Source organism: Rhizobium johnstonii 3841, assembly GCF_000009265.1.
Classification (GTDB): domain Bacteria; phylum Pseudomonadota; class Alphaproteobacteria; order Rhizobiales; family Rhizobiaceae; genus Rhizobium; species Rhizobium acaciae.
This window is the reverse complement of the sequence record NC_008380.1, coordinates 3,793,600-3,808,899: the sequence shown is the minus strand read 5'-3', so window position 1 is coordinate 3,808,899 and position 15,300 is coordinate 3,793,600. Positions and strand designations below refer to the sequence as shown.

At 60.1% G+C, this 15,300-nt stretch carries 12 protein-coding genes; 6 read left to right on the top strand and 6 right to left on the bottom strand.

The genetic code is table 11. From position 1 onward, the window contains the following. Positions 1-114: 114 nt before the first annotated feature. Together RL_RS18645 and RL_RS18640 are read right to left on the bottom strand one after the other, a co-directional pair. Positions 115-603, bottom strand: a complete 489-nt coding sequence (locus tag RL_RS18645; protein ID WP_011653089.1) for a hypothetical protein — start codon at positions 601-603, stop codon at positions 115-117. Between the two features lie 62 nt (positions 604-665). After that, positions 666-1,670: a LysR family transcriptional regulator gene (locus tag RL_RS18640; protein ID WP_028740804.1), complete on the bottom strand. Its 1,005-nt coding sequence runs from the start codon at positions 1,668-1,670 to the stop codon at positions 666-668. 271 nt (positions 1,671-1,941) lie between these two features. On the opposite strand from RL_RS18640, the gene chvE reads away from it, so the two are divergent. From chvE to araD, 6 genes are all read left to right on the top strand, one after another. After that, on the top strand, positions 1,942-3,006 hold the full coding sequence (gene chvE, locus RL_RS18635) for a multiple monosaccharide ABC transporter substrate-binding protein (RefSeq protein WP_011653087.1): 1,065 nt from the start codon (positions 1,942-1,944) through the stop codon (positions 3,004-3,006). Positions 3,007-3,098: 92 nt separating this feature from the next. Continuing rightward, positions 3,099-4,637 (top strand): multiple monosaccharide ABC transporter ATP-binding protein, encoded by a 1,539-nt coding sequence (gene mmsA / locus RL_RS18630; protein WP_011653086.1) that lies wholly within the window; start codon positions 3,099-3,101, stop codon positions 4,635-4,637. Beyond that, on the top strand, positions 4,634-5,839 hold the full coding sequence (gene mmsB, locus RL_RS18625; protein ID WP_011653085.1) for a multiple monosaccharide ABC transporter permease: 1,206 nt from the start codon (positions 4,634-4,636) through the stop codon (positions 5,837-5,839). Before mmsA ends, mmsB begins: the two co-directional genes overlap by 4 nt. Positions 5,840-5,957: 118 nt before the next feature. Beyond that, positions 5,958-6,953: an AraD1 family protein gene (gene araD1 / locus RL_RS18620; protein WP_011653084.1), complete on the top strand. Its 996-nt coding sequence runs from the start codon at positions 5,958-5,960 to the stop codon at positions 6,951-6,953. A 68-nt stretch (positions 6,954-7,021) separates the two neighbouring features. Continuing rightward, positions 7,022-8,455, top strand: coding sequence for an aldehyde dehydrogenase family protein (locus RL_RS18615; protein WP_011653083.1), 1,434 nt, complete (start codon positions 7,022-7,024; stop codon positions 8,453-8,455). A gap of 61 nt (positions 8,456-8,516) precedes the next feature. Beyond that, positions 8,517-10,256 (top strand): L-arabinonate dehydratase, encoded by a 1,740-nt coding sequence (gene araD, locus RL_RS18610; protein WP_011653082.1) that lies wholly within the window; start codon positions 8,517-8,519, stop codon positions 10,254-10,256. Between the two features lie 285 nt (positions 10,257-10,541). Here the strand turns inward: araD and RL_RS18605 are convergent, their stop codons facing one another. From RL_RS18605 to RL_RS18590, 4 genes are all read right to left on the bottom strand, one after another. Beyond that, positions 10,542-11,603 (bottom strand): HD domain-containing phosphohydrolase, encoded by a 1,062-nt coding sequence (locus tag RL_RS18605; RefSeq protein ID WP_011653081.1) that lies wholly within the window; start codon positions 11,601-11,603, stop codon positions 10,542-10,544. Positions 11,604-11,973: 370 nt separating this feature from the next. Beyond that, positions 11,974-12,798 (bottom strand): transglutaminase family protein, encoded by an 825-nt coding sequence (locus RL_RS18600; RefSeq protein ID WP_011653080.1) that lies wholly within the window; start codon positions 12,796-12,798, stop codon positions 11,974-11,976. 12 nt (positions 12,799-12,810) lie between these two features. Further along, positions 12,811-13,752, bottom strand: coding sequence for an alpha-E domain-containing protein (locus tag RL_RS18595; RefSeq protein WP_011653079.1), 942 nt, complete (start codon positions 13,750-13,752; stop codon positions 12,811-12,813). After that, entirely contained in the window at positions 13,752-15,161 is a 1,410-nt protein-coding gene (locus RL_RS18590) for a circularly permuted type 2 ATP-grasp protein (RefSeq protein ID WP_028740803.1), read from the bottom strand. The genes RL_RS18595 and RL_RS18590 overlap by 1 nt, the downstream gene beginning before the upstream one ends. Positions 15,162-15,300 lie beyond the last annotated feature (139 nt).

The following is a 15,300-nucleotide window of genomic DNA, read 5'->3' as shown; positions in this document are numbered from 1 at the left end:
CCATGAGCACCGGTTGATGCGCGGGAAAAACAGCCCATATAGAGCTCGCGAATCGAGCCGGATACGGCGGCTCTTCCGGAGCTTTGGAACGTTGCCTGCGTTCGCGAGAAAGCCTCAGCTGGGCGGCAGGCGGCGCATCGCCTCGTCGATCAGCAGATTGGCGATCATCATGCGCCTGTTGGCATTGTCGCGGAAAGGTTCTGCGACACCATCAGGGTGATTGGCCTTGGCAAAGGCGCGCCGCTTCTCGTTCAGCGTCTGTTGGGTATCGGTGGCAGCGATCGCCAGTTCCGCAGCGATCTCTTCCGGAGCGATGCGGGCGAGATGGTCCGGCATGACGGGCTCGGGTGGAGGCGCAGCCGCCGGTTCCTCAGCGATCGCGGCGGCGGGATCGAGATCCAGATTGTCGAAATAGGCCTGGCCGACGCGCTGCGAGGCGGCCGAGACACCTTCCATGACATCGAAGGTCATGACATCGAAAGCAAGCCCGGTGCCGAGGCCGGAGACGCGATGGGCAGTCGGCGCCTCGACATCTTCGGCCGTCTCGTCCTCCGCCTTCAGCCGCTCGAGGACTGATTGAAATACCGACTGTCCGAACAGCATCCGCCTTCCTTTCGACGCGTACATTAAAGGCGGGCAAGATGGCGCATGGCTTGCGGGTGTCGTCAGCCGGCCTGCCTGCGGCTCTCCTCGAGGATGATGTCGTAGAGCAGCCTTGCACTCGGCGGCAGCGCCCGTTCCCTCGCCGTGATCATACTGTAGGGCTTGACGTTGATGTCGAAATCGATCGGCAGCATGCGCACATCAGAGGCATTCGAGCCCTGGCTGGCAAGGAACTGGGCGACGTCGACGGCGACGGGAGCAATCGCATCGGTTTCGCAGATGATGGCGCAGGTCAGAAGCAGCGAGGAGGTGTTGACGATGTTTTCGGGCAGCGCCACGCCACGCGACAGGAAAACGTCCTCGATCGTGCGGCGCAGCAGCGTGCCCGGCGGCTGGAACACCCAGTCGTAATCCCTGACGTCGGAAAGGCTGCTCGTCTTCTGCTTCATGAGCGGATGGCTGCTGCGCACGATCAGGCAGGCCCGCTCGATGCCGATCTCCGTCACCTCGAACAGGCGCGGATTGAGATCATCGGGAATGCGGCCGATGATGAAGTCATGGCGGGCGGCGAGTAGCTCGCGGGCAAGCACGTTGCTCGTCTCCACCTGGATGTTGATCTCGATGCCGGGATAGGCCTTGCGTACCTTGTTGATCGCCGGCACGACGAGGCTCATGGCCGGCGCCGTCACTGCGCCGATGAAGACCGAGCCGCCCTTGCCGCTTTTCAATTCACCGATCTCGCGGCTCGCCTCGCGCAGTTCCAGGAGGATCTTCCGAGCCCTGCGGGCAAGAGCTGCGCCGAAGGTCGTCAGCACCACGCCACGGGCCACGCGCTCATAGAGCGACGTCTTGGTGATCGATTCCATTTCGGACAACATCCGCGATGCGGCGGGCTGCGAAATGTTCAGAACCTCGGCTGCGGCGGAAATCTGTCCGCTATCTTCGATTGCGACGATCATGCGCAGGTGATTCAGCTTAAGTCCTGCACGTAAAAGGTTGTCATCGCCGAAATTATCACTGTGGATATCGACGTGATCCATCGAAAATGGCTCGGAAACAATCGTCATGGTTGCAGCCTCCTCACTGCGCTCCATCAAAAGTAATACTTTTTAACGATATACCAAAATTGTTATGCATATTACCACTTATTCTATTTGACAGTTATAGGAATCCATACCAGTTTGCCGCCGTGTGCTGGTTGGCACTCAACACGTGTGAGATCGTGGAGGAGACCTACTTCGTTTCTCACCATCTGAAGTAACTATCCAATACGGAACCTGCCACAGTTTCGGGGCGGGCGATTTTTCGTCCGCTGCTCTATTAACAAGGGAGAGAGAAATGAAATCCATTATCTCATTGATGGCTGCGGCTGCCTTCGGCGTCGCTTCGTTCGTTATGCCGGCAATGGCGCAGGACAAGGGGCTTGTCGGTATCGCAATGCCGACGAAGTCTTCGGCTCGCTGGATCGACGACGGTAACAACATCGTCAAGCAGCTCGAGGCCGCTGGCTACAAGACCGACCTGCAGTATGCTGACGACGATATTCCGAACCAGCTTTCGCAGATCGAAAACATGGTCACCAAGGGTGCCAAGGTTCTCGTCATCGCTTCGATCGACGGCACGACGCTTTCCGACGTTCTCCAGAAGGCTCATGACGCCAACATCAAGGTCATCGCCTATGACCGCCTGATCCGCGACTCGGCCAACGTCGACTACTACGCCACCTTCGACAACTTCCAGGTCGGTGTTCTGCAGGCTGGCTCCATCGTTGACGCCCTCGGCCTCAAGGATGGCAAAGGTCCGTTCAACATCGAACTGTTCGGCGGTTCGCCTGACGACAACAACGCCTTCTTCTTCTATGACGGCGCAATGTCCGTCCTGCAGCCCTACATCGACAGCGGCAAGCTCGTCGTGAAGTCCGGCCAGACCGGCATGGACAAGGTCGGTACGCTGCGTTGGGACGCTGCAACGGCCCAGGCCCGCATGGATAACCTCCTTTCGGCGAACTACACCGATGCCAAGGTCAATGCCGTCCTGTCTCCCTATGACGGTCTGTCGATCGGTATCATTTCGTCGCTGAAGGGCGTCGGCTACGGCACTCCGGACCAGCCGCTTCCGATTGTTTCCGGTCAGGACGCCGAAGTCCCGTCGGTCAAGTCGATCATTGCTGGCGAACAGTACTCGACGGTCTTCAAGGACACCCGCGAACTCGCCAAGGTCACTGTTGCCATGGTCGATGCCGTCATGTCCGGCAAGGAGCCCGAGGTCAACGACACGAAGACCTACGACAACGGCGTCAAGATCGTTCCGTCCTATCTGCTGAAGCCGGTTGCTGTCGACAAGACCAACTACAAGCAGATCCTCGTCGACGGCGGTTACTACACCGAAGACAAGCTGAAGTAATGAGAGGGACCGGAACTCGCGCTTGCGGGTTCCGGTCTTCGATTTTATGATCGCCCGGCCGCTCGACGGCCGGAGGCGCTGGAACTTTGACTATGGACAATACCATCCTCGAAATGCGGAGCATCACCAAGACGTTCCCGGGCGTCAAGGCGCTGGAGAATGTGAACCTCAAGGTTCGCCAGGGTGAGATCCACGCGTTGGTAGGCGAAAACGGGGCCGGCAAATCGACCCTGATGAAAGTGCTATCGGGCGTCTATCCGACAGGAAGCTATGAAGGCGACATCGTCTATGAAGGCGAGACGCGCAACTTCAAGGTCCTGAAGGACTCCGAAGAAATCGGCATCGTCATCATCCACCAGGAGCTGGCGCTCGTGCCGCTGCTGTCGATCGGCGAAAACATCTTCCTCGGCAACGAGAATGCCAAGAACGGCGTCATCAGCTGGGAAGAGACGTTCAACCGCACGAAGAAGCTGCTCACCAAGGTGGGCCTGCGCGAATCTCCGAACACGCTGGTCACCGACATCGGCGTCGGCAAGCAGCAGCTCGTCGAGATCGCCAAGGCGCTGTCGAAGAGCGTCAAGCTGCTCATCCTCGACGAGCCTACCGCTTCGCTCAATGAAAAGGACTCGGACGCGCTGCTCAATCTGCTGATCGAGTTCCGCAACCAGGGCATCACTTCGATCATCATTTCCCACAAGCTGAACGAGATCCGCAAGGTCGCCGACCAGATCACCGTCCTGCGCGACGGCATGACCGTCAAGACGCTCGACTGTCACACGGACGAGATCAGCGAAGACATCATCATCAAGAACATGGTGGGTCGAGATCTGGCCGACCGTTATCCGCCGCGCTCCGTGCCGATCGGTGAGACGATCTTCGCAGTGAAGAACTGGAACGCCTATCATCAGCAGCACCGCGACCGCCAAGTGCTGCACGACATCAACGTCAACGTCCGCAAGGGCGAGGTCGTCGGCATAGCCGGTCTCATGGGTGCCGGCCGCACGGAATTCGCCATGAGCGTTTTCGGCAAATCCTATGGCCACAAAGTCAGCGGCGAGGTCTTCGTCAATGGCAAGGCTGTCGATGTCAGCACTGTGCGCAAGGCGATCGACGCCGGTCTTGCCTATGTCACCGAGGACCGCAAGCAACTCGGTCTCGTGCTCAGCGACAGCATTCTGCACAATACGACGCTTGCCAACCTCAATGGGATTTCCAGCAACAGCGTCATCGACGACATCAAGGAGATGAAGGTCGCGACCGATTACCGGTCGAAGCTGCGCATCCGCTCCTCTGGCGTCTTCCAGGAAACGGTCAATCTTTCGGGCGGCAACCAACAGAAGGTCGTGCTGTCGAAGTGGCTGTTTTCCGATCCCGATATTTTGATCCTCGACGAGCCGACCCGCGGCATCGACGTTGGCGCAAAGTACGAAATCTATACTATCATCAACCAGCTTGCCGCCGATGGAAAGGGCGTTCTGATGATCTCGTCGGAAATGCCCGAACTGCTTGGCACATGTGACCGCATCTACGTGATGAACGAAGGACGCATCGTCGCGGAACTGCCGAAGGGAGAAGCAAGCCAGGAAACTATCATGCGCGCTATCATGCGCTCAGGGGAGAAGAGACAATGACTCCGGTCAACCCGACAACCGAGCATAGCAACGTCGTTTCCGTTGCCGATTATATCCGCGGCAATATTCGTGAATACGGCATGCTCATCGCACTCGTCGCGATCATGGTATTCTTCCAGTTCTATACCGGCGGCATTCTCTTCAAGCCGGTCAACCTGACGAACCTTGTTCTGCAGAATTCCTTCATCGTCATCATGGCGCTCGGCATGCTGCTCGTCATCGTCGCCGGCCATATCGACCTGTCCGTGGGCTCGATCGTCGCCTTCGTCGGCGCGCTCGCGGCGATCTTCACCGTGTCATGGGGCATGAACTTCTGGCTTGCCGGCCTGATCTGCCTGATCGTGGGCGGCATCATCGGCGCGGCGCAGGGCTATTTCATCGCCTATCACCGTATCCCGTCATTCATCGTGACGCTTGCCGGCATGCTTGTTTTCCGCGGTCTGACGCTGACGGTTCTGAACGGCAAGAATATCGGTCCGTTCCCGAAGGAGTTCCAGGTTATCAGCACCGGCTTCCTGCCGGGCGACATGATCGACATTGCCGGCACACCCGTGCAGTCGACCTCGCTGATCCTGACCGTGATCCTGCCTGTCATCCTCTTCTACCTCGCCTGGCGCCGCCGCAAGGTGAACGAAGACCACGGCATCGATGTCGAGCCGATGGGCTTCTTCATCGTCCAGAACCTGGTCGTTTCGCTCGCCATCCTGTGGATCGGCTATCTGCTCTCCACCTATAAGGGCCTGCCGAACGTTCTCGTCGTCATGCTGGTGCTGATTGCGATCTACGCCTTCATCACCCGCCGGACCACGATCGGCCGTCGCATCTATGCCATGGGCGGCAATTCGAAGGCGACCAAGCTTTCAGGCATCAATACCGAGCGGCTGAGCTTCTACACCTTCGTCAATATGGGCGTGCTTGCGGGCCTCGCCGGCATGATCATCGCGCTGCGTCTGAACTCGGCAACGCCGAAGGCCGGCGTCGGTTTTGAACTCGACGTCATTGCGGCCTGCTTCATCGGCGGCGCCTCGGCGTCCGGCGGTGTCGGCAAGATCACCGGTGCGGTCATCGGCGCGTTCATCATGGGCGTCATGAATAACGGTATGTCGATCGTCGGGCTCGGCATCGACTTCCAGCAGATGGTGAAGGGCCTCGTGCTTCTCGCCGCAGTGTTCTTCGACGTTTACAACAAGAACAAGGGCTGAGCGCCTCAAGGCGCCAGCCAGGCATTCGCAGTCCTATGAATGATGGATTCCGGCTCCTGATGGAGCCGGACAGGCGGAGCTTTTTCCTGTCTTCGCCGAAACGAGAAGGATCGAAGACGTGCTTATTTCACAGATCAAGGGTGCAAACGGAGAGATCATCGTCGCCGTGCGTGAGCAGGGCGGCGCTGCAAGGTCGGTCAAGAACGCCGTCAGCGTCTATGCGCTGGCGATGGAGGCCGCAGACGGCGGCAAGTCTCTTGCCTCGGTCATCGAAGCCCATGGCTACGGCGATGCCGTCGATCTTGAAAAGGCCTATGCGGAAGGCCGCTTCCTTCCGCCGATCACTCATCCAGATGCCGCGCACCTGCATCTGACCGGCACCGGCCTGACGCATTTGGGCTCGGCGGCAACGCGCGATTCCATGCACAAGAAGACCACCGAAGCCGCCGAGGAAACCCTCACGGACTCGATGAAGATGTTCAAGATGGGCCTTGAGAACGGCAAGCCGAAGGCCGGCGAAAAGGGCGTCCAGCCCGAATGGTTCTACAAGGGCAACGGCCATGGCGCCGCGGCCCCCGGCGCCCCGCTCATCTCGCCCTCCTTCGCGCTCGACGGCGGCGAAGAGCCGGAGATGGCCGGCATCTACGTGATCGCCAAGGACGGCTCGCCCTTCCGTATCGGTTTTGCGCTGTCGAACGAATTTTCCGATCACGTCACCGAGCGGATCAACTATCTCTATCTCGCCCATTCGAAGCTGCGCCCGGCCAGCTTCGGTCCGGAAATCCGCGTCGGCGCTGCGCCGGAGGATATTCGCGGCACCTCGCGCATCAAGCGCGGCGACAAGGTGATCTTCGAAAAGCCGTTCCTATCAGGTGAGGCGAACATGTCGCACACCTTCGCCAATCTGGAATATCACCATTTCAAATATGGCCTCTTCCGTGCTCCAGGCGATGTGCATGTCCATATGTTCGGCACGGCGACCCTTTCCTTTGCCGACGGCGTCAAGACCGAAGAGGGCGATGTCTTCGAGATCGAAGTCGCCGAATTCGGCCTGGCGCTCCGCAACCCGCTGAAGGTGGCCGCCGAGGAAGAGATCGCCGTCAGGCAGCTTTGATTCAAGACCTGGCCGCATTCGGCGGCCGGCTCTTTGCTCGTAAACGGTAAAGGAGGCTTGTTAAGCCCATGACCATTTATCAAAATCTGATCGCCGGCGAATGGGTCGGCTCGAATGCGACGAAGAATATCAACCCGTCGGATACGAATGAGGTCGTCGGCCTCTATGCCGACGGCAGCGCTGATGACACGAGAAACGCCATTGCCGCCGCCAAGGCCGCCTTCCCAGCCTGGTCGCGCTCCGGCATCTGGGAGCGCCACGTCATCCTGAAGAAGACAGGCGACGAGATCATGGCGCGCAAGGATGAGCTTGGTGCGCTGCTTGCCCGCGAAGAAGGCAAGACGCTGCCGGAAGCCACCGGTGAGGTGATCCGCGCGTCGCAGATTTTCGAATTCTTCGCCGGCGAGGCACTGCGGCTGGCCGGCGAAGTAATTCCGTCGGTTCGCCCGAATATCGGCGTCGAGATCACCCGCGAGGCGCTCGGCGTCATCGGCATCATCACGCCGTGGAATTTTCCGATCGCCATTCCCGCCTGGAAGATCGCGCCGGCGCTCTGCTACGGCAACACCATCGTCTTCAAGCCGGCCGAACTGGTGCCCGCCTGTTCCTGGGCGATCGTCGATATTCTCAACCGCGCCGGCCTACCGAAGGGCGTGCTGAACCTCGTCATGGGTAAAGGCTCGGTCGTCGGCCAAGCCATGCTCGAAAGCCCCGACGTTCACGGCATCACCTTCACCGGTTCCACCGGCACCGGCAGACGTGTCGCCGCCGCCTCCATCGAGCATAACCGCAAGTTCCAGCTGGAAATGGGTGGCAAGAACCCGATGGTCGTGCTTGACGATGCCGATCTCAACGTTGCCGTCGAGGCCGCCGCCAATTCCGGCTTCTTCTCGACCGGCCAGCGCTGCACCGCCTCCTCGCGACTGATCGTCACCGAAGGCATTCACGACAAGTTCGTCGCGGCACTCACCGACAAGCTGAAGACACTCGTCGTCGACAACGCGCTGAAGGCCGGCACTCATATCGGCCCCGTCGTCGATGAGCGGCAGTTGAAGACCGATACCGACTATATCGAGATCGGCAAGTCGGAAGGCGCCAAGCTCGCCTTCGGCGGCGAGGTGATCTCGCGCGACACGCCCGGCTTCTACCTGCAGCCGACGCTGTTTACCGAAGCGACCAACCAGATGCGCATTTCGCGCGAGGAAATCTTCGGGCCTGTGGTGTCGGTGATCCGGGCGAAGGATTACGACGAGGCGCTTGCCATCGCCAACGACACGCCGTTCGGGCTCTCCGCCGGCATCGCCACGACCAGCCTGAAGCATGCCACGCACTTCAAGCGCAATTCCGAGGCCGGCATGGTGATGGTCAACCTGCCGACGGCAGGCGTCGATTTCCACGTGCCGTTCGGCGGCCGCAAGGGCTCGTCCTACGGCCCGCGCGAGCAGGGCAAGTACGCCGCCGAATTCTACACAACCGTCAAGACCGCCTACACCCTGGCTTGAGACAAGTGCGATAACCCGCGCCGTACGAGGCGGTCCGGCGATATCCTGAAGGATAGAGACGATGAAAAAGAAAGCGGAATGGCCGCGCAGGCTGAGGTCGCAGGAATGGTACGGCGGTACGAGCCGCGACGTGATTTATCACCGCGGCTGGCTTAAGAACCAGGGTTATCCGCACGACCTGTTCGACGGCCGCCCGGTGATCGGCATCCTCAACACCTGGTCGGATATGACCCCGTGCAACGGTCATCTCAGAGAGCTCGCCGAGAAGGTGAAGGCGGGCGTATGGGAGGCCGGCGGCTTCCCGCTTGAGGTGCCGGTGTTCTCGGCATCCGAAAACACCTTCCGCCCGACCGCGATGATGTATCGCAATCTTGCGGCGCTGGCGGTAGAAGAGGCGATCCGCGGCCAGCCGATGGATGGCTGCGTACTGCTGGTGGGCTGCGACAAGACCACGCCGTCGCTTATCATGGGGGCGGCTTCCTGCGACCTGCCGTCGATCGTCGTCACAGGCGGCCCTATGCTGAACGGCTATTTCCGCGGTGAGCGCGTCGGCTCGGGCACGCATCTGTGGAAATTTTCCGAAATGGTGAAGGCCGGCGAGATGACGCAGGCCGAATTCCTCGAGGCGGAAGCCTCGATGAGCCGTTCGTCGGGCACCTGCAACACCATGGGCACCGCCTCCACGATGGCTTCCATGGCCGAGGCGCTCGGCATGGCGCTCTCCGGCAACGCCGCGATCCCGGGCGTCGATTCCCGTCGCAAGGTCATGGCGCAGCTGACCGGCCGGCGTATCGTGCAGATGGTCAAGGACGACCTGAAGCCGTCCGAGATCATGACGAAGCAAGCCTTCGAGAATGCCATCCGCACCAACGCGGCCATCGGCGGTTCGACCAATGCCGTCATCCACCTGCTCGCCATCGCCGGCCGTGTCGGCATCGATCTTTCGCTTGACGACTGGGACCGCTGCGGCCGTGACGTGCCGACCATCGTCAACCTGATGCCGTCGGGCAAGTATCTGATGGAGGAGTTCTTCTATGCCGGCGGCCTGCCTGTCGTGCTGAAGCGCCTCGGCGAGGCGGGCCTCTTGCACAAGGATGCGCTGACGGTATCCGGCGAAACCGTCTGGGACGAGGTCAAGGACGTCGTCAACTGGAACGAAGACGTTATCCTGCCCGCCGAAAAGGCGCTGACAGCTTCGGGCGGCATCGTCGTGCTGCGCGGCAATCTCGCGCCGAAGGGCGCGGTGTTGAAGCCTTCGGCGGCTTCGCCGCATCTGCTGGTGCACCGGGGCAGGGCGGTCGTGTTCGAGGACATCGACGACTACAAGGCCAAGATCAACGACGATAACCTCGACATCGACGAAACCTGCATCATGGTCATGAAGAACTGTGGGCCGAAGGGCTATCCCGGGATGGCCGAGGTCGGCAATATGGGGCTGCCGCCGAAGGTGCTGAAGAAGGGCATCCTCGATATGGTGCGCATTTCCGACGCCCGCATGTCCGGAACGGCCTACGGTACCGTCGTGCTGCACACATCGCCGGAAGCAGCTGTCGGCGGGCCGCTGGCGGTCGTGAAAAACGGCGACATGATCGAGCTTGATGTGCCGAACCGTCGTCTGCATCTCGACATTTCCGATGAGGAAATGGCGCGGCGGCTTGCCGAATGGCAGCCGAACCATGATCTGCCCACATCCGGCTATGCCTTCCTGCATCAGCAGCACGTCGAAGGGGCTGATACCGGCGCCGACCTTGATTTCCTCAAGGGATGTCGCGGAAACGCGGTCGGCAAGGACAGCCACTAAAGCGCGTCGCGATCTTTCAGATTCGCTCCTGGCGCTTTAGGTCTTTGTTTTACGCATGTCGTTGTCGCAAAACCGCTGCATACTTTTGCGCGACATGCTTTAGTGGGGTCATCCAAGATTGGAAAAAGCGGGGCATCACCCCGCTTTTTTCTTGTCCGCGGGTATTTCTAAAGCGCGTCGCAATCTTTCAGATTCGCTCCTTGCGCTTTAGGTCTTTGTTTTTACGCATGTCGTTATCGCAAAACCGCCGCACATTTTGCGCGACATGCGTTAGGCAAACGGCAATCAGCCGTTTAATACCGCCATGTGGTGGTTTTCCCCGGCGCCATGTTCGAAGAGTGCGCGGATCGCCGGCCATTTGCGGCGGAACGCGGCGACGCAGGCGGGGTCGAAATGCGATCCGCTGCAGACGATGATCTCCTCGTAGGCCTGTTCGATCGGCCAAGCCTGCTTGTAGGGCCGATCGGAGCAGAGCGCTTCGAAGACGTCGGCGACAGCGACGATGCGGGCTTCGATCGGGATCGCGTCGCCGGACAAGCCCTTGGGATAGCCGCTTCCGTCCCATTTCTCATGATGGCCGGCGATGATGGCGGTTGCGACGCGCGAAAGCTCGGCGGAGCTGTTGGCAAGAATGGCGACACCGATCGGGACATGCTCGCGCATGCGTTCGATCTCGTGCCGCTCGAGCTTGCCCGGCTTCTGCAGGATCGCGTCGGGAATGGCGATCTTGCCGATATCGTGCAGGGGAGCGGCGAGATAGATATTGCGCCGCTGGATGCGGTCGAGTCCGAGGCCTTCGGCGACCAGCTCGGCGATATTGGCGACGCGCTCGATATGGTCGCCGGTATTGCCATCACGCGAGGCCATCGCCTGGGCAAGGCACCAGATGATCTCCTGTTCGCGCATGTCGGCCTGTTCGGCGGCGTGGCGGAAGGCCATGTCGAGTGATTTCGCCCGGTCGGCAAGCGCCAGCTGGGCCTTATGCAGGGCCATCAGGTTGAGGACGCGCGCCTGTAGTTCCAACGGGTCGAAGGGCTTGGCGAGAAAATCCGTGGCGCCGGCCTCCAGCGCTTCCAGCCGAACCGACCGCTTCGCCTGCGAGGTGATCATCACGACGGGCACATCCTCATAGCCCGGCTGGCGACGCAGCCTGCGGATCATCTCGATACCGTTCATCTCAGGCATCATATAATCGACCAGCACGACGTCGAAATCGACGGCCTGGCAGCGAGAAAGGGCTTCGAGCGGATTGGTGAAGCTTTCGACCACACAGCCGGCAAAACCACGGACGGCGGTCTCAAGGGCGAGAAGGCTGGATTCGCTGTCGTCGACGATAAGAAGAGGCATGGACGATCCCGTTAAATCCCAGAAGCAAACAGGCTGCCTTCATCGGAGGGCGCGTTCGTCGCCTCATCCGTGCCGGCAGCTGAACATCATTATGAAAGCCTGCATCATGCCGCTTCTTAAACGGCGCTTACCGAAATACAGCAGGCGTCGCCGCAGACAAGCTTGTGCCTGCGGCCTTAAAATAGAGTTTAGTCTGCAATGAAAAATTGACGAGCGGCAATTATAACGTGCGCCGCGTACCGGAAGCAGGCGGAATTTCGGGGCCGCCGGGCTCTATATTCAAGTCCAACATGTTTGTTTCGCGGCGAGTTCGGCCAGCTATTCCATCGGCTTCATCGCAGAGCGCGGTAAAGCTGTCTGTATGCCCGGCTCAGCTTTGGCTCTGGCTTTGCATCTGTCCGCCGTCCTCGACCTTCACCGTGACCGATAGCGTTTCGCCCGGCGTGCCGATGCGCATGCCTGAAATCGGCGCGGCGTCGCGATAGCAGAGGCCGGAGGCGACACGGACGTAACGGGCATCCGGGCAGATCTCGTTGGCGGGATCGAACCCGACCCAGCCGAGGCCGGGAATATGGGCCTCGGCCCAGGCATGGGTCGCGGCCTGTTCGATTTTTTCCTCCATCATCAGATAACCGGAGATGTAACGCGCCGGCACCTGCAGCGCGCGGGCGGCGGCAATGAAGATGTGCGCATGGTCCTGGCAGACGCCGCTCTTCCTCTCCAGCGCCTGTTCGGCCGTCGTCTCGGTGTTGCTGGTGCCGGGCTTATAATCGACCGTCTCATGGATCGCCGCCATCAGCGCATGCATGCGGGCAAGCTCATTGTCACCGCTGACGCCCTTGATGAGTTCCTTCACCAGCTTGCCGCCCTTGGTCAGCGGTGTGTCGCGCAGGAAGAGCCAAAGCGGGCAGAAGCCGGTATGCGGGCCGGTGACGCCGTTGTTGTCCTCCGTCTCGACTTCGCCTTCGGCCAGGATGCGCGTTACGTCCTGCTCGCCTTCCAGCGAGACCAGATTGACGTGATTGCCGTACTGGTCGTCATATTCTACTTCCGGCGTGGCACCCTCGACGTTCAGGGCCCAGCCGAGCACTTTCTGTGCTGATGTCGTCGGTGGCGTCAACCGCAGCCGTTGCAGCGAGAATTGCGCCGGTTCGTCGTAGCGGTATTCGGTGAGGTGGCTGATCTTCAGTCTCATGTTGTTATCCGCTTATACATAGAACCGGTAGCCATCGGAAATTTCCGCGCCGAGCTTGTTGTTGCGCGAGACGAAATCCTCCAGGAACTCGTGCAGGCCCTGATCCATGATATCCCGGATCGCCCTCGTCTGCAGCGTGGTGCGGATAGAATCCGCGGTATCGTGGGCAGGGAGCCGCTCCTCGTAATCCTGGGCGAGATAGCCGAGATTGCTGACGATCTTCTCGTAGCAATAGGCAAGCGAGCGCGGCATCTGGACATTGAGGGTCAGGAAGTCGGCGATGTTCATCGCCCGGTATTCGCCGTCATAGGCCCAGCTATAGGCGCGGTGGGCGGAGACCGAGCGCAGGATCGATTCCCACTGCACGTTGTCGAGGGAGGAGCCGACGGCCGAGACCGAGGGCAGCAGCACGTAGTATTTCACGTCGAGGATGCGGCTGGTATTGTCCGCCCGCTCGATGAAGGTGCCGATGCGGGCAAAATTATAGAGCTCGTTGCGCAGTGTCGAACCATGGAAGGCGCCGCGGATGAGGCCGGCGCGGCGCTTGATGACATCGATCACCTCTGGCATTTCGGCCGCCTTGACGCGTTTTTCGAGCAGCGACTTCAAGTCGATCCAGCATTCGTTGGTGGCTTCCCAGGTCTCACGTGTCAGCGCCGTGCGCACCATGCGGGCATTGTTGCGGCCGGAATCGATGCAAGACATGACGCTCGACGGATTGGTGCGATCGCGCAGGAGATAGTCGATCGCGTCGGCGTTGGTCAGCTTATTGTGGCCTTCGTCATAAGCCTCGCGCACGCCCGCGCTTTGCAGCACGCCATCCCAATTGTCATCGCCAGTGCTGCTGCGGGTCAGCGACATGCGCAACCCCGCATCGATCAGGCGGGCTATATTTTCGGCGCGCTCGATGTAACGAAACATCCAGTAGAGGCCGTTTGCTGTTCTTCCGAGCATCAGTCCTCCAATACCCAAGTGTCTTTGGTGCCGCCGCCCTGGCTGGAGTTGACCACCAGCGAGCCTTGCTTCAGCGCCACGCGGGTGAGCCCGCCCGGAATGATCTGTACCTTGTCGGATACAAGCACATAGGGGCGAAGGTCGACATGGCGCGGCGCAATGCCCTTGTTGACGAGGATCGGCACGGTGGAGAGCGACAGCGTCGGCTGGGCGATGTAATTGTTCGGCTTGGCTTTCAGCTTTTCGGCGAAATCGGCGCGCTCCTTCTTCGACGCCGTCGGGCCGACCAGCATGCCGTAGCCGCCGGAGCCGTGCACCTCCTTGACCACTAGCTCTTCCAGGTGTTCCAGCACATATTTCAGGCTGTCGGCTTCCGAACAGCGCCAGGTCGGCACGTTTTCGAGCAGCGCCTTGCGGCCGGTATAGAATTCGACGATCTCGGGCATATAGGAGTAGATCGCCTTGTCGTCGCAAATGCCGGTGCCCGGCGCATTGGCGATGGTAATGTTGCCGGAGCGGTAGACATCCATGATGCCGGGAATGCCGAGCGCGGAATCGGACCGGAAGGTTAGGGGATCCAGGAAGTCGTCGTCGACGCGGCGGTAGAGCACGTCGATCGCTTCGTAACCGCGTGTCGTCCTCATCTTCACCTTGCCGTCGATGACGCGCAGATCCGCGCCCTCGACCAGTTCGACGCCCATCATGTCGGCGAGGAAGGAATGCTCGTAATAGGCGGAATTGTAGATGCCAGGCGTCAGCACGGCGACACGCGGCTTGCCCTTGCAGCCGGGAGGGGCGAGCGAGGCAAGGCTTTGACGCAGCAGATAGGGATAATCCTCGACACGCTGCACCTTGTTCTCGTGAAAGAGCTCAGGGAACATCTGCATCATGGTTTCCCGGTTTTCCAGCATGTAGCTGACACCGGAGGGCGTGCGGGCATTATCCTCCAGCACGTAAAACTGGTCCTCGCCGGTGCGCACGATGTCGGTGCCGACAATGTGGGTGTAGACGCCGCCGGGCGGCCGGAAGCCGATCATTTCGGGGATGAAGGTGACGTTGTTCTCGATCAGCTCGCGCGGAACGCGGCCGGCGCGGATGATCTCCTGCTTATGGTAGATATCGTCCAGAAAGGCGTTAAGCGCGATCACCCGCTGCTCGATGCCTTGGGCGAGCTTGCGCCATTCGCGGGCGGAGATGATGCGGGGAATGATGTCGAAGGGGATGAGTTTTTCGGAACTGTCGGCATGGCCGTAGACCGCGAAGGTGATGCCGGTCTTCCGGAAGATGTTTTCCGCATCGCGGGATTTGGCAATCAGATGCGCCCGGTCTTGGCTGTTGTACCACTCGAAGTATTTTTCATAAGGCGGGCGAGGACTTTCGTCCCCGGTAATCATTTCATCAAATGCCAAAGGCTCGGCTCCCCTTTTTTGTTCATTTGAATACAACGCAAATGGCAATGCAAGAACCATGCGCAATTCGAGGAAAAGATTTTGCGCTGCGGGAAACGGGTGAAAATCTGGGCATTTAAAGTGATGCGGTGCGGCATGG

What these genes read in the sequence shown, in the direction of transcription:
- RL_RS18645 (WP_011653089.1), bottom strand. Translation starts at nt 603, where the DNA reads ATGCTGTTCGGACAGTCGGTATTTCAATCAGTCCTCGAGCGGCTGAAG.
- RL_RS18640 (WP_028740804.1), bottom strand. Translation starts at nt 1,670, where the DNA reads ATGACGATTGTTTCCGAGCCATTTTCGATGGATCACGTCGATATCCAC.
- chvE (WP_011653087.1), top strand. Translation starts at nt 1,942, where the DNA reads ATGAAATCCATTATCTCATTGATGGCTGCGGCTGCCTTCGGCGTCGCT.
- mmsA (WP_011653086.1), top strand. Translation starts at nt 3,099, where the DNA reads ATGGACAATACCATCCTCGAAATGCGGAGCATCACCAAGACGTTCCCG.
- mmsB (WP_011653085.1), top strand. Translation starts at nt 4,634, where the DNA reads ATGACTCCGGTCAACCCGACAACCGAGCATAGCAACGTCGTTTCCGTT.
- RL_RS18615 (WP_011653083.1), top strand. Translation starts at nt 7,022, where the DNA reads ATGACCATTTATCAAAATCTGATCGCCGGCGAATGGGTCGGCTCGAAT.
- araD (WP_011653082.1), top strand. Translation starts at nt 8,517, where the DNA reads ATGAAAAAGAAAGCGGAATGGCCGCGCAGGCTGAGGTCGCAGGAATGG.
- RL_RS18605 (WP_011653081.1), bottom strand. Translation starts at nt 11,603, where the DNA reads ATGCCTCTTCTTATCGTCGACGACAGCGAATCCAGCCTTCTCGCCCTT.
- RL_RS18600 (WP_011653080.1), bottom strand. Translation starts at nt 12,798, where the DNA reads ATGAGACTGAAGATCAGCCACCTCACCGAATACCGCTACGACGAACCG.
- RL_RS18595 (WP_011653079.1), bottom strand. Translation starts at nt 13,752, where the DNA reads ATGCTCGGAAGAACAGCAAACGGCCTCTACTGGATGTTTCGTTACATC.